A 15,041-nucleotide genomic window follows, 5' to 3' on the forward strand; every position below is an offset into this window, starting at 1 on the left:
CCCAGGGTTGTCAATGCGGATGGCGTTGCTATTACCAGGGCAAAAACGCAGTAGCGATCGCGTTTTTTATTTTTTATGCGCTATTTTTTGTGATCAACTTCAAACAAAAAAGATATAACGTACAGAAAAGCAAAAAGAATCGGCTTTGTTATGCAAATGCACATTGTCTGTCCCTGGCGATACTCCTAATCTTTGCCTGATGAATAATGATCGGTAAAATCATTGTCACACTAACGGAGTAAATAAATAGCATAAGACGTTTCTGCAATGTTAATAGTGAATGCACTTCAGTAACACCTGCTGGAATGAATTCATATTAACATTTTTAGATTTCATTTAAGTTTAAGGTGGTTTCTCATGAGTCAAGTTAATAATCTTGAGGGCGTTCTGCACGCCAAAAAAACGAATGTCAGATGGCATATCGTTATTATCCTCTTTATTATTACTGCGGTGAGCGTCGGTGACCGTTCGACGCTGGCGATTGCCGGTAAAGATATGTCTGCTGCGCTTGGCATTAACCCCGGCCAGATGGGCTGGGTATTCTCCGCATTCGCCTGGGCCTACTGCCTGGCGCAGATTCCCGGCGGCTGGCTGCTTGACCGTTTCGGGTCGAAAAAAGTTTATCTTTGCGGCCTTTGCATGTGGTCAATCTTCACGCTGCTGCAAGGCTGTGTGGAGATTTTTCACGGCTTCGGCGCAATTATTTGCTTTACCCTTTTGCTGTTTCTTGTCGGTTTGTTTGAAGCGCCCGTGATGCCAGGCAACAGCCGTTTTGTTGCGGCCTGGTTCCCGTCAAAAGAGCGCGCCACCGCCGCGGCAATATTTAACTCCGCGCAATATTTCGCCACGGCTATTTTCGCGCCAATTATGGGCTGGCTGACGCTCAATTATGGCTGGCAATCTATTTTTATATTTATGGGTACGCTGGGGATCGTTATTACTTTTGCCGCGGCGAAAGTGGTACATAATCCATTAAATCATCCGCGTGTTAATAGCGAAGAAATTGAGTACATTCGCCAGGGCGGCGCGCTGGTGGATATGGATCAGAGCAAAGTTAAAACCGGCCCAACGTTTGACTTTAGTGCATTTAAACAATTAATCACCAACCGCATGCTGCTCGGCGTTTATCTGGGCCAGTACTGTATTAACGTTTTAACTTTCTTCTTTATTACCTGGTTTCCGCTTTATCTGGCGATGGAAAAAGGGCTGGATATCAAAACCGTCGGCTTTATCGCCGCGATCCCGGCTATTTGCGGCTTCCTCGGCGGCCTGACGGGCGGTGTGATCTCTGACCGCATTCTGCGCATCACCCAATCATTGTCGATTGCCCGTAAAACGCCCATTGTGCTCGGCATGCTGCTCTCGATGGTGATGGTGTTCTGTAACTATGTGGACTCGATTTACCTGGTGGTTTTCTTTATGTCGCTGGCTTTCCTCGGGAAAGGCATTGGCGCGTTGGGTTGGGCGGTGATGTCGGATACCGCGCCAAAAGAGATGGCCGGCGTGGCGGGCGGTTTCTTTAACCTGTGCGGTAACTTCGCCGGGATTATCTCGCCGGTGGTGATTGGCTACATCGTGAAAGCGACCGGCCATTTTGAGTGGGCGCTGGTGTTCGTGGCCGTTCATGCGCTGATTGCCATCTTCAGCTTCGTGGTAATTGTCGGCCCGATCAAACGTATCGAACTGAACAAGGCAAAAGCGCAGTAAGCTGCGCGAAAAAAGCCCCTCGCAAGGGGCTTTTGTCTTTACAGCGCCATGTCGTGTTGCGGCGCGTTTTCCGTTGTTGGCGCGGCCGGTTTCGCTTCCGGCGCTGCACTCTCTGGCATCTGAATCACCGGCGGTTTCACCAGTTGCAGCGTTGCGGCGGTGTCATCCCACACTTTCTGCGTCAGCGCCACGTTGCCGTTCATCTCCTGGCCGTAGCTCGGCACGATTTCCCGGATCTTGCTCTGCCATTCCGCTGAGTTGAACTGCTGCGGGAACATCTTCTTGATAACGTTCAGCGTAATCGGCGCAGCGGTAGACGCGCCCGGCGACGCGCCCAGCAGCGCAGAAATGGTTTTCTGCTGATCGACCACCACTTCCGTGCCCAGCTTCAGCACGCCGCCCTTCTCTTCATCTTTCTTGATGATCTGTACGCGCTGACCGGCCTGAATCAGTTTCCAGTCCTCTTTACGCGCCTGCGGGTAGTACTCTTTCAGCGCCGCAAAACGATCGTCATCGCTCAGCATTACCTGACCGACCAGGTATTTCACCAGGTCAAAGTTGTCGAGGCCTACGTGAGTCATCGGCATAAAGTTGCTGGTGGTGGTCGTGCTCAGCAGATCGAAGAACGAACCGTTTTTCAGGAACTTGGTAGAGAAAGTGGCGAATGGCCCGAACAGCACCACGCGTTTGCCATCGATAAAGCGGGCATCAATATGCGGCACCGACATCGGCGGCGCGCCCACAGAAGCCTGGCCGTACACTTTTTGCAGATGCTGGCTGGTGATCGCCGGGTTTTCGGTCATCAGGAAGGAACCGCCGACCGGGAAGCCTGCGTAGTTATCCGCTTCCGGAATACCGGTTTTTTGCAGCAGTTTCAGCGCGCCGCCGCCAGCACCGATAAAGACATATTTCGCATCAATGGTGTGCTCGTTGCCGCTTTTCACATCTTTGATGGTGACATGCCAGGAGTTGTCGGCATTACGTTTAAAGTCGGTCACTTCAGAGGACGTTTGCAGGGAGAAATTGCTGCTCTTTTTCAGGCTGCTGACCAGCTGGCGGGTAATTTCGCCGTAGTTCACATCCGTCCCCACTGGCGTCCAGGTGGCGGCCACTTTCTGATTCGGATCGCGCCCTTCCATCACCAGCGGTGCCCACTGTTTAATTTGCTGATGGTCGGTGGAGAATTTCATGCCCTGGAATAACGTGGTTTGCTGTAAAGCCGCATAACGTTTTGCCAGATAATCGACGTTATCACCCCAGACAAAACTCATGTGCGGGGTGGAATTAATAAAGTTGTGCGGATTATTTAATACGCCGCGTTTAACCTGCGCCGACCAGAATTGGCGGGAAATCATAAACTGCTCGTTAATTTCCAGCGCTTTGCTGACATCAATAGAACCGTCCGCACGCTGCGGCGTATAGTTCAGTTCCATATTGGCGGAGTGACCTGTCCCGGCGTTATTCCAGCCGTTTGACGACTCCAGTGCGACAGCGTCGAGTTTCTCGACCATCACCTGTTTCCACTCCGGCTGTAATTCCTGCAGCCAGGTTCCCAGAGAAGCGCTCATGATGCCGCCGCCAATCAGCAGGAAGTCAGTTTTCTGATTCTCTTCCGCCCAGGCACTGGTCGCGGAACTGACGAGCAGCGCAACGGCGCTCAGCGATATAATTGTCTTTTTAATTGCAGGCATATTGATTAGGTTACATAGCAAGTGTGATTTGTGAAAACCGATATTAACGCATCTTTACGTTATTTTAAAATATCATTCACAACTTCATTAAATACCCGCATCAATAGCTAACCACTTTTTTAAGTTAAAAAAAGCAGTGACATAAAGTGTGTGGAATTAATATCGCGACGATTTATTTTAAAGCGCAGAAATATCAAGCCGATTTTCGCCAGATAATAAATTATGCTGTGAAAAATAAATGCGGAAAAACCCGCCAGCGCAGCGTCTGGCGGGCGGTAATATCAGGCTTCCACCAGATGCGGTTTCGCTTCCTGCAGGGCAATACGCAGGCTCTGGTGATTTTCCGCCAGCAAATCCTGCGCCTTCGCGTTGTTCAGGCCGGTCAGTTGCATCAGAATCGCCGTACGGCAGTCATTATCGCTGGCGGCGAGCGCGCTTTTCGCCTGTTCGCGGTTGCACTGCGTCGCCGCCATCACCAGCGCGATTTGCCGCTCGATCCAGTGCGTATTGTCCGGCTTAAGGTCAACGCGCAAATTGCTGTAGACTCGCCCGGTGCGGACAGCCAGCCCGCTCGCCAGCATATTGAGGATCTGCTGCTGCGCCAGGCGCGCTTTCGGTTCGTTAAAACCGGCAATCACTTCCGCGCCCGTTTCCGGCGCTATCACGATATCCGCCATCTGCGCGGCTTCACTCTCCCGGGAGTGGCTGAGCAGCGCAATGCACGCGCCAACTGACCAGGCATGGCGCAGCGCGCCCCACATCCACGGCGTTTTCCCGCTGACCGACAGCGCCACCAGCATGTCCTGATGGCCAAAGCGGATCGCCTGGAGATCGGCAACGCCCAGCGCGTAGTTCGCCGCCGCTTTTTCCTGATCCTGCCTTTTTGCCTCCGCGCCGCCTGCCATCAGCCCAATGAGCTGTGGGTGTGCGTCCGGCGCGAAATCCGCAACCATCTGTAACGCGGCGCGCCCGGACGCCCCCGCGCCCACAATCACCACCCGACCGCCGCGGTTTAGCGTGGCGCTGGCGTTATCCACCAGCCGGGCGATCTCCGGTAAACAGGCCCCTGTCGCCCTGGCGACCGCCTGGTCTTCGCGGTTGATGAGCGCCAGCATATCCTGCGTTGCCAGCCTGTCGATATCGGCTGTCTCTGTGTGGCGACGTTCCATTACTGAACCGTTTGGCTTATTGCTCATACCCTGCTCCTTCTGAATGGTTCCACACACACTATAAGGTTATTTATTTGTTATACCTGCGAATGAGGTCACGCTTCCCGCCCCGGATTGGGCACTTTTCCTTTTTTCACACGGCTTTATGAAATCGTCGCCATCGGTGATAATAAGATTCTTATTAAGAGAGAGAATCAGATCTGGCATGAGTGACTTAGCGCCTGCGGCGATAAAACCGCGCAAACGTCCGATGAAGCTCGGCACCACGGTGACATTGATGGTGTGCAGCGTCACCGGCTCAGTGTTACTGCTGGCGTTTGCCCTGTGGTTTTGGCAAATCAGCAACGCCACGCGCGATGGGGTGAAAGAGACGGCGCTGGCAGTGGCCCGCACGCTGGCTGACGCGCCGGAGATCAAACGCGGTCTGCTGTTGCCGCCGGACAGCAACGTGATTCAGCCGCTGGCTTCGGCGGTAACCGCGCGCAATGACCTGCTCTACGCCATCGTTACCAATATGCAGGGGATTCGTTATTCGCATCCGAATGCCGCAATCATCGGGCAGAGTTTTATCGGCGATGACCTGCAGCCCGCGCTGCATGGCAAAGAGAATGTGGCGGTGAACCGCGGTACGCTGGCACCGGCGCTGCGCGTATTTACGCCGGTTTATGACAACCGCTATCGGCAAATTGGCGTGGTGGTGGTCGGCATTTCACTCAGCAAAGTGCAGGATCAGGTAAACCGCAGCCGCTGGGCGGTGATGTGGACGCTGCTGTTCAGCGCGCTGATTGGCTATCTTGGTATCTGGCAACTGGTGCGGGTGCTGAAACGTATTCTGCTGGGGCTGGAACCGTACGAAATCTCCGCGCAGTTTAAGCAGCGCCAGGCAATGTTACAGTCGCTTAAAGAAGGGGTGATTGCGGTGGATGCCGACGGGCGCGTTACGCTGCTTAATCACGCCGCGCGACAGATGCTGTTGACCAATGCCGCCGATGGCGTTGCCGGGCACGCGCCGCTGCTGGCCGATCTGCTGGAGGTGTTGAAAACCGGGGTGCCGATTCAGGATCGTGAACTGGGCTGTAATGGCCTGCTGTTGCTGTGCAATACCGTGCCAGTGCGCAGCCAGAACACGATTATCGGTGCTATCAGCACGTTCCGTGATAAAACAGAAGTCAGCCAGTTGTTACAACGGCTGGACGGGATGGTGAACTATGTTGACGCCCTGCGCACCACCTCCCATGAATTTATGAATAAATTGCATGTGATCCTCGGCCTGCTGAATATGAAGCGTTATGACAAGCTGGAGGATTATGTGCTGCAAACGGCACAGAATTATCAGACCGATATCGGCGCCATTCAGCACCGGATTAAATCGCCGGTGGTCGCCGGTTTTCTGTTAGGTAAGCTCAACCGGGCGAAAGAGCGCGGTGTGACCCTGACGCTGGCTGATGAAAGCCTGGTTCCGGATAATCCGAACGAAAAACAGGTAACCGTGCTGGTAACAGTGCTCGGTAACTTGATAGAAAACGCGCTTGATGCGTTAAGCCAGCAAGTGGAGGGCGAAGTCAGCCTGCTGCTGCATTATCAGGATGGCTGGCTTGTCGGCGAGGTCAGCGACGATGGTCCTGGCATTGCCCCGGACAACATTGATGTTATTTTCCGGAAAGGTTTTTCGACCAAAGGCGATAACCGTGGCGTTGGGCTATTTCTTGCCAGTCAGCAGCTTACCGAGCTGGGCGGAACCCTGACCGTTGAATCAGAACCCGGCGTATTTACCCAATTTTTTGTCCATCTCCCCTGGGATAGTGAAAGGAAGACAGCGTGATAAATGTATTAATTGTTGACGATGATGCCATGGTGGCAGAACTGAACCGCATGTATGTGACGCAGATTGCCGGCTTTCAGTGCTGCGGAACTGCGTCGTCGCTGCATCAGGCTGAGGAGATGATTAAAGATCCGCTGCGCAATATCGATCTGGTGCTGCTGGACGTGTATATGCAACAAGACAGCGGGCTGGATCTGCTGCCAATTATTCGCGCCAGCGGGCGCGCTATCGGCGTCATTATGATTACGTCATCTGCCGATGCCGCCACCATTCAGACTTCACTGCACTACGGTGTGGTCGATTATTTAATTAAACCGTTCCAGTTCCCGCGTTTCGAAGAGGCGCTTACCACGTGGCGCGAAAAGCGCAAGCTGATGGATGCGCGCCCTTACTATGAGCAATCGGATGTGGATCGCCTGCTGCACGGCGGCGCACCGGAAGTGGCTGACACGCGCCGTCTGCCAAAAGGGCTGACCGCGCAAACCCTGCGCACCATTTGTCAGTGGATTGACGCCCATCCGGGTATCGAGTTTTCAACCGATGAACTGGCAAATGCGGTCAATATTTCCCGCGTATCCTGCCGTAAGTACCTGATTTGGCTGGCGCAGATTAACATTCTCTACACCACCATTCACTATGGCGCCACCGGGCGACCGGTTTACCGCTATCAGTTGATTGCTGAACAGTACAGCCTGCTTAAGCAGTACAGTCAGTAAGCCGGTAGCTGTCATCGAGCGGCGTGAAGCGGAACTGACGCCGCGATGAGAGGGTAATGTCGCGGTTTTTGCTGACAAAAATCGCTTCAATATCCTGCCGCTGGCGCAGCAATGCGCAGCCCTTTTCAACACCCAGCCCAAACAGCAGCGTGGTCCAGATATCGCCATCGAGGGAGTCGGTGGAAATCACGGTCACGCTATCGAGTTCGTTATTCAGCGGATAGCCGCTGCGCGGATCGAGGATATGGTGCCATAGTTTGCCGTCCTGCTCGAAATAGCGCTCATAGGTGCCGGATGTCACCACCGATTTATTCACCACTTCAATCGAACCCACCAGCGCATCGGCAGCGGCGAAGGGCTTTTTCACACCGATGGTCCAGCCGCCCTGCGGCGATCCCAGCGTTTGTACATTGCCACCGAGGTTGATCAGCCCGTCGCTGACGCCCTGCTGATGCAGGTAGTCGCGCACCCGATCGGCGATAAACCCTTTTGCAATGGCACCCAGATCGATCTCCATGCCTGGCTGCGCCAGAAACACACTGGCGGCGGCATCATCAAGCACAACATCCTGCGGGCGCGTGATGCGCAGCCGCGCGGCAATCTCATCCGCCGCCGGAACAGAATCGCCCTTAAAACCGATGCGCCACAGTTTCACCAGCGGGCCAATCGCCAGGTTAAACGCGCTGTCCGGCAACTGGCTGGCGGCTTTGGCGCATTTGATCAGTTCATACACCGGGCGACTGACGACGACCGGATGACGCCCGGCGGCGTGGTTGATATCCATTACCTGCGAATCGGCGCGGTTAACGGTAAAGAGGTCTTCGTACTGTTTGATAAGCGAAAAAACGCGCGACGCGAGCGCGTCATCGTGGGAGAAGAGTTTCAGCAGGATGGGCGAGCCCATCAGCACCGCAGAATAGCTCCAGACACGGTTATCAGACATCGCACTCTCCTTCATTGACGGGGGGACCGGCTAACAGGCTTGCCAGCGGGGAAGATTTACGCAATCCATCTGCAACAAAGCCGCCACCCGGTAATAGTACCTGATGACGGCTCTGATTATCAGTGCTGTGAATAGCCGGTCGCCCGGCTACCGCGTTTAACGACGTTTGGCGCGAACCGCCGCCTGATGCCCCGCCAGCGAACCGAAGATGATGATATCCGCAACCGCGTTACCGCCGATACGGTTACCGCCGTGGATACCGCCAACCACTTCACCCGCCGCATACGCGCCCGGAATGACCTGCTGTTCAGTATCCAGCACTTCCGTTTCGGTGTTGATGGTCACACCGCCCATGGTGTGGTGTACGCCTGGCGCAATCTGAATGGCGTGGAACGGGCCTTCGTTAATCGGCGCACGCAGCGCGGTGGTACGACCGAAATCTTCATCGTGCTGTTTTTCGACAAAGCCATTGTAACGTTCAAGCGTGGCAAGGAACGCATGATGGTCGATGCCCAGTTTGTCCGCCAGTTCACGCGGCGAGCTGGCGCTGGTCACCAGGCCTTTTGCGATGTACTCGTCGGCCGCTTTGTTTTTCGCTCTGACATGCTCATCGAACACGATGTAAGCGTAATGTTCCGGCAGCGCGATAATTGCCGCTGAGACTTTATCGCGGGTCGACATCTCATTGTAGAAGCGTTTGCCCTGCTGGCTGACCAGAATCGCGCCGCCGCCGCGAATCGACTCAGAAACAAGATAGGAAGTTTTCTGTTCAACGGTCGGGTGGATCTGGATTTCGCCCATATCCACGGTTCCGGCACCCAGACGTTCCAGCAGTGCGATACCGCCGCCGGTTGCGCCTTTATGGTTGGTGGTGACAAAACCTTCCAGATCCGGACGGTATTTCACGACCATCGCGCTGTTGGCGCTGAAGCCGCCGGTCGCCACAATCACGCTTTTCGCCTGCACGTTCAGGGTTTCCTGCTCGTCATTCAGCAGACGCACGCCGCGCACTTCACCCTCAGTGAACAGAATTTCTTCGACAGACGTATCCAGCATCACATCGATACCGCGTTTCGTGACGTTACGCACCAGGCCGCTGATCAGGTAACCGCCGACGGCCGATCCGTCACGCGGACGGTGCGTACGGTCGATACTCATCCCGCCAGTTGTGGTGATGTCGTTCAGCATGATGCCGCGACGCGCCAGCCATTCGATCGCTTCCGGCGCATTTTCCACAAAGCGGCGCAGCAGTTCCGGATTGTTTTTGTCACCGCCGCCTTTCAGCGTTTCAGCGAAGAACAGCTCTTTGCTGTCCTGGATGCCTTTTACGCGCTGGAAGCGGGTTTCTGCCGCGTTCATCCCGGCAGAGGCTTTAATAGTGTTACCGCCGATGGTCGGCATTTTCTCAACGATCAGCACGCTCGCGCCTTCGTCGTGCGCCTGAATGGCAGCCGCCAGACCTGCGCCGCCACTGCCGACGACCACGACATCATAATTTTTCACTGCCGTGACATCGCCGCCCTCTTCGGCCACGCGCGCTTTGCTGGATTTCAGCATCGCTTTCGACACCGCTTTTTTCACCGCTTCGCTCTGGCTGGTCGCGCCGGAGATAGCATCGACATGCGGCGAATTGGCATCGAGGATGCGATCGCGGATCTCTTCAAAGCTGCTGGTGAACTCTACGCTTTGCGGCGCAGAGGCCAGTTCGATACCGGTAATACGATCGGTTTCCAGGCTAACGTTAATCACCATTTCGCTGGTGTCGTCCTGTACCGTTTCAACGAACAGACCCGGTTTAAATTTCGCTTCGCCCATGCTCATGTCGCGGATCATCGCTTCCACCAGCGAGAAGCGCCACAGCGGTTCCGGAATATTCAGCGCTTCACGCTGAGTGCTGTCGATAAACAGTTCGAGGTTTTCACCCTTGGCGATGCGTGCCGCCCAGTCCGGATAAGCGATACAGGCACGACCCACGGCGATCAGATCGTAACCGTGATCCAGCCCCTGCTCTGCCTCAGCCGCGTTAACCACACCGCCCACGCCCATCACCGGAACCTGCGCCAGTACGTCAGAGCGCATCGCGCAATATTTATCAATCAGCGGCGTCGGATCGCTGGTGTCATTAATGGAAGGACGCAGCGCCGCGCCAACAGAGAAGTGCAGGTAATCGACACCGCGCGCCGCCAGTTTTTCCAGCAGGAACATGGTGTCATCAAAGCGGATCCCGGGAACTTCCAGCTCTTCCGGCGAGAAGCGGTAACCAATAATAAAGGCATCATCCGCGTACTGACGCGCCATTTTGTGGGTGATATCCAGCACCGCCAGCGGGAATTTCGCGCGGTTATCGCGGCTGCCGCCCCACTCGTCGTCACGCTGGTTCGAGTTCGGTGAGAAGAATTGCTGGATCAGGTAGGTGTTGGCGCCGTGGATTTCCACGCCATCAAAACCGGCCTGAATGGCGCGGCGTACCGCTTCACCAAATTTCACCACCATCGCTTCCACTTCCGCCGTGGTCATCGCCACCGGCGTGGCGGCACCGTCACGCGGAGCGGCAATCGCGCTTGGCGCAATCGGCGTGCGACCGCCAATCAGTTTCGGCTCGACCATGCGGCCGCCGTGGTAAATTTGCAGGATCGCTTTAGAGCCTTCCGCTTTGATGGCTTCGGCGATTTTTGCCAGACCAGCAATTTTTTCGTCGTTATCAATACCAATTGCGCCGGGGAATGCGAGCCCCAGATCGTCAACAAAACAACACTCTACGATAATTGTCCCAATGCTACCGGCACGTACACGATAATATTCAACCAGTTCACTGGTGACAGTACCATCGTAATAACCGGTGCAGGTGGTCATCGGAGCCATTAACAAACGGTTTTTCAGTTCTACGCCGTTTGGTAATGTAAAGGGGCTGAGGATGCGCTCGTTGCTGGTCATATTTAACTCCAAATCTAAATTTATAAACTTTGAATTCGGTGACGGATTTATTTTTTATTTTCGTTTGGAAATCCATTTGTCGTGTATTTAATATACCTCTAATTCTACTTACAAAATTAATTACGTTAGTTAAAAAACTATTTAACCACCTTAATAACAGCACTACCTCTACTGTATTATCAATTTTAAATAATGCATTCACATCATATTAATTACCGGTAACATTGTGATTACTTAATCAACGGAGCAAAGCGTATCCAAAAGCCAAACAAGAACCTTGTTATCAATAAGTTAACCAAGAAAAATCGATAAATGAGATTTATTATCAGCACCAATATTTAACAATTGAGATGTTTCTCACAGAATAACCACATACTGCTATGTGGGTATTGAAAATATATAAAAAAAACCTATGGCGCTTGCGTTTTTTTGATCTCAATCAAGAGCATTAGCGAGTGGAAGCGCAATATATAAAAACAGAAACTTTCTTAATTTAATGCAGATAAAGATGCGTTAGAAAAAACCCGGCAGAATATGAAAAGTCACAATAAAGAACTAAAGTAACTTATGTAAGTAAATAAAGTGACGTTGAAATCTGCTACCGACCCCGAATTTTTAACTACTTGTAGATGCTCACTATGAAAGAGAAAACGACAACACCGCCGTCTGCCAGTGCAGCCAGTGCGAAAGGCGGAAATAAAAACCGCCTGATTATGATGGCGCTGCCGATTATCGTCGCAGTGCTCCTGCTATTTGTTCCGGTGCCGGAGGGCTTACCGCCTTTCGCGTGGCACTACTTCGCTATCTTTGTCGGCGTGATCGTCGGTTTGATCTTCGAACCGCTGCCGGGTGCCGTTATCGGTTTGACCGGCGTGGTGGTCATCGCGCTGTGCAGTCAGTGGCTGCTGTTTAGCCCTGAGCAGTTAGCCGATCCGAAATTCAAGCTCGCAGGCCAGTCCTTTAAATGGGCGGTGAGCGGTTTCGGTAACTCTACCGTCTGGCTGATCTTCGGCGCCTTTATGTTCGCCGCTGGTTACGATAAAACGCAGTTCGGTCGCCGCCTGGCGCTGATTCTGGTGAAATACCTTGGCCGCCGCAGCCTGACGCTCGGTTACGCTATCACCTTCGCCGATCTGCTGCTGGCACCGTTCACACCGTCTAACACCGCGCGCAGCGGGGGCACTATCTACCCGATTATTGCCAACCTGCCGCCGCTGTACGGTTCAAAACCGAACGATCCGAGCGCACGCCGCATTGGTTCCTATCTGATGTGGGTTGCCATCACCGCCGCCTGTATCACCAGTTCTATGTTCCTCTCCGCTCTGGCGCCGAACCTGCTGGCGCTGGCGCTGGTGAAAAGCATCGTCGGGATTAACATCTCCTGGGGGACCTGGTTTATCGCCTTCCTGCCGCTCGGCGTGCTGCTGATTCTGACCATGCCGCTGCTGGCTTACCTGTTCTACCCGCCAGAAGTCAAAGTGAATGATGAAGTACCGCTGTGGGCGAGCCGCGAGCTGGAAAAACTGGGCAAAATGTCCCGTAATGAAATCCTGCTGCTGGTGTTTGTCTGCTGTGCGCTGCTGATGTGGATCTTCGCTGCCGACTTTATTGAACCGGCTCTGGCTGCCTTACTGGTTGTGGTCCTGATGCTGTGGACCGGCGTACTGACCTGGAACGACATTACCAGCAACAAACCGGCCTGGAACACCTTCGTGTGGTTTGCCACCCTGGTTGCGCTGGCCGATGGCCTCTCCTCCACCGGTTTCATTGCCTGGCTGGGTAAAGAAGGCGGCCTGCTGATGGCGGGTATCTCTCCGGGGATGGCAACTATCGCCCTGCTGCTGGCGTTCTACCTGCTGCACTATCTGTTTGCCAGCACCACGGCGCACACCACTGCTCTGCTGCCGGCGATGCTGACTATTGCCGCCACCATTCCGGGCATCAATATGGAAGTGGTTGTACTGGTTCTGTGTACCTCTCTGGGTGTGATGGGCATCATCACGCCGTACGGTACTGGCCCGAGCCCGATTTACTACGGTAGCGGTTACCTGCCGACCAAAGACTACTGGCGTCTGGGCACCATCTTCGGTGCGATCTTCCTCGCCGCCCTGCTGTTGATTGGTTATCCGTGGATTACCATGATGTTCTGATTCACAACCGCCGGGTTTTCCCGGCGGTTTATTTTTATGGAGTAATGAGCTATGTCGAACAAACCTTTTGTATATCAGGATCCGTTCCCGCTGGCGAAAGACAATACGGAATATTATCTGCTGAGCCGTGAACACGTTTCTGTCGCCGACTTTGACGGCCAGGAAGTCTTAAAAGTGGAACCCGAAGCGCTGACGCTGCTGGCGCAACAAGCTTTCCACGATGCCTCTTTCCTGCTGCGCACTTCCCACCAGAAACAGGTTGCGGCCATTCTGACTGACCCGGAAGCGAGCGAAAACGACAAATACGTGGCGTTGCAGTTCCTGCGTAACTCCGAAATCGCCGCCAAGGGCGTGCTGCCGACCTGCCAGGACACCGGCACGGCCATCATTATGGGTAAAAAAGGCCAGCGCGTATGGACCGGCGGCGGCGATGAAGCGGCGCTGGCTCGCGGTGTGTATAACACTTACACCGAAGATAACCTGCGCTATTCACAGAACGCGCCGCTGGATATGTACAAAGAAGTGAATACCGGCACCAACCTGCCGGCACAGATCGATCTCTACAGCGTGGATGGCAATGAGTATAAGTTCCTTTGCATCGCCAAAGGCGGCGGCTCAGCGAACAAAACCTATCTCTACCAGGAAACCAAGGCGCTGATCACCCCGGCAAAACTGAAAAACTACCTGGTTGAGAAGATGCGCTCTCTCGGCACGGCAGCCTGCCCGCCGTACCACATTGCGTTTGTTATTGGCGGCACTTCTGCTGAATCCACGCTGAAAACCGTGAAGCTGGCATCAACCCGTTACTATGATGGTCTGCCGACCGAAGGTAACGAGCACGGCCAGGCGTTCCGCGATGTGCAACTGGAACAGGAACTGATGCAGGAAGCGCAGAACCTCGGTCTCGGCGCACAATTTGGTGGCAAATACTTCGCCCACGACATCCGCGTGATCCGTCTGCCGCGTCACGGCGCATCCTGCCCGATCGGCATGGGTGTCTCCTGCTCCGCTGACCGTAATATCAAAGCGAAGATCAACCGCGAAGGTATCTGGATTGAGAAAATGGAGCACAATCCGGGGCAGTATATTCCGGAAGCCATGCGCCAGCAGGGCGAAGGCAATGTGGCGAAAATCAATCTGAATCAGCCGATGAAAGATATCCTGGCGCAGCTTTCTGCATTCCCGGTATCGACTCGTCTGTCGCTGAACGGCACCATCATCGTGGCGCGTGATATTGCCCATGCCAAACTGAAAGAGCTGATCGACAACGGCGAAGAACTGCCGCAGTACGTGAAAGATCACCCGATCTATTACGCAGGCCCGGCAAAAACGCCTGAAGGTTATGCTTCCGGTTCTCTCGGCCCAACCACCGCAGGGCGTATGGATTCCTACGTGGATCTGCTGCAATCCCACGGCGCGAGCATGATCATGCTGGCGAAAGGCAACCGCAGCCAGCAAGTGACCGATGCCTGTGCCAAACACGGCGGTTTCTATCTGGGAAGTATTGGCGGCCCGGCTGCGGTACTGGCGCAGCAGAGCATTAAGAGCCTCGAATGCGTGGCTTACCCGGAACTGGGTATGGAAGCGATCTGGAAGATTGAAGTGGAGAACTTCCCAGCGTTTATTCTGGTGGATGACAAAGGTAACGACTTCTTCCAGCAGATCCAGAACAAACAGTGCGCAGGCTGTAGCCAGCGTTAAGATGTGAAAACACCCGGCCGGGAAAACCGCCGGGTGTTTTTTTAGGAGATCGGCCCAGGGCTTTGCTCCACATATCAAAAATCGGTGAATATCACCCGCTCGCGAGATCTGATTTACATCCAGGCATGAAAAACCGGCATATAAACCAGTTTTTTATAAAAAAAGATAGTATAAATAAAAAGAGATATACCAACGCCAGAGACTGAAA

9 protein-coding genes are annotated in these 15,041 nt (G+C 54.0%); 5 read left to right on the plus strand and 4 right to left on the minus strand.

Features of this window, described 5'->3' with window-relative positions; genetic code table 11:
- Window positions 1-357: 357 nt before the first annotated feature.
- The gene (locus tag C0557_RS14005; RefSeq protein WP_208658925.1) at window positions 358-1,707 is read left to right on the plus strand and encodes an MFS transporter; all 1,350 of its coding nucleotides are present in this window, start codon (window positions 358-360) and stop codon (window positions 1,705-1,707) included.
- Window positions 1,708-1,745: 38 nt separating this feature from the next.
- On the opposite strand, the gene mqo is transcribed toward C0557_RS14005, so the two are convergent.
- Window positions 1,746-3,398 (minus strand): malate dehydrogenase (quinone), encoded by a 1,653-nt coding sequence (gene mqo, locus C0557_RS14010; RefSeq protein ID WP_208658927.1) that lies wholly within the window; start codon window positions 3,396-3,398, stop codon window positions 1,746-1,748.
- Window positions 3,399-3,679: 281 nt separating this feature from the next.
- Window positions 3,680-4,594 carry an N-acetylmuramic acid 6-phosphate etherase gene (locus tag C0557_RS14015; protein ID WP_208658929.1) on the minus strand — a complete coding sequence of 305 codons (915 nt, stop codon included), beginning with the start codon at window positions 4,592-4,594 and terminating at the stop codon, window positions 3,680-3,682.
- A 178-nt stretch (window positions 4,595-4,772) separates the two neighbouring features.
- On the opposite strand from C0557_RS14015, the gene C0557_RS14020 reads away from it, so the two are divergent.
- Both C0557_RS14020 and dcuR read left to right on the plus strand, forming a co-directional pair.
- A complete protein-coding gene (locus C0557_RS14020; protein WP_208658931.1) occupies window positions 4,773-6,389 on the plus strand; it encodes a sensor histidine kinase in 1,617 nt (538 codons plus the stop codon).
- Window positions 6,386-7,105 carry a two-component system response regulator DcuR gene (gene dcuR / locus C0557_RS14025; RefSeq protein ID WP_074777480.1) on the plus strand — a complete coding sequence of 240 codons (720 nt, stop codon included), beginning with the start codon at window positions 6,386-6,388 and terminating at the stop codon, window positions 7,103-7,105. The genes C0557_RS14020 and dcuR overlap by 4 nt, the downstream gene beginning before the upstream one ends.
- Here the strand turns inward: dcuR and C0557_RS14030 are convergent.
- Window positions 7,086-8,048, minus strand: coding sequence for an FAD:protein FMN transferase (locus C0557_RS14030; protein WP_208658933.1), 963 nt, complete (start codon window positions 8,046-8,048; stop codon window positions 7,086-7,088). The two genes, dcuR and C0557_RS14030, sit on opposite strands and share 20 nt — an antisense overlap.
- A gap of 156 nt (window positions 8,049-8,204) precedes the next feature.
- A complete protein-coding gene (locus C0557_RS14035; protein ID WP_208658935.1) occupies window positions 8,205-10,982 on the minus strand; it encodes a flavocytochrome c in 2,778 nt (925 codons plus the stop codon).
- Between the two features lie 638 nt (window positions 10,983-11,620).
- On the opposite strand from C0557_RS14035, the gene C0557_RS14040 reads away from it, so the two are divergent.
- Window positions 11,621-13,132, plus strand: a complete 1,512-nt coding sequence (locus C0557_RS14040; protein WP_074777485.1) for an anion permease — start codon at window positions 11,621-11,623, stop codon at window positions 13,130-13,132.
- Window positions 13,133-13,183: 51 nt separating this feature from the next.
- Window positions 13,184-14,833 (plus strand): class I fumarate hydratase FumA, encoded by a 1,650-nt coding sequence (fumA, locus tag C0557_RS14045; protein ID WP_208658937.1) that lies wholly within the window; start codon window positions 13,184-13,186, stop codon window positions 14,831-14,833.
- Window positions 14,834-15,041: the final 208 nt, after the last annotated feature.

It is taken from the genome of Kosakonia sp. MUSA4, from assembly GCF_013085925.1.
Taxonomy (GTDB): Bacteria; Pseudomonadota; Gammaproteobacteria; order Enterobacterales; family Enterobacteriaceae; genus Kosakonia; species Kosakonia sacchari_B.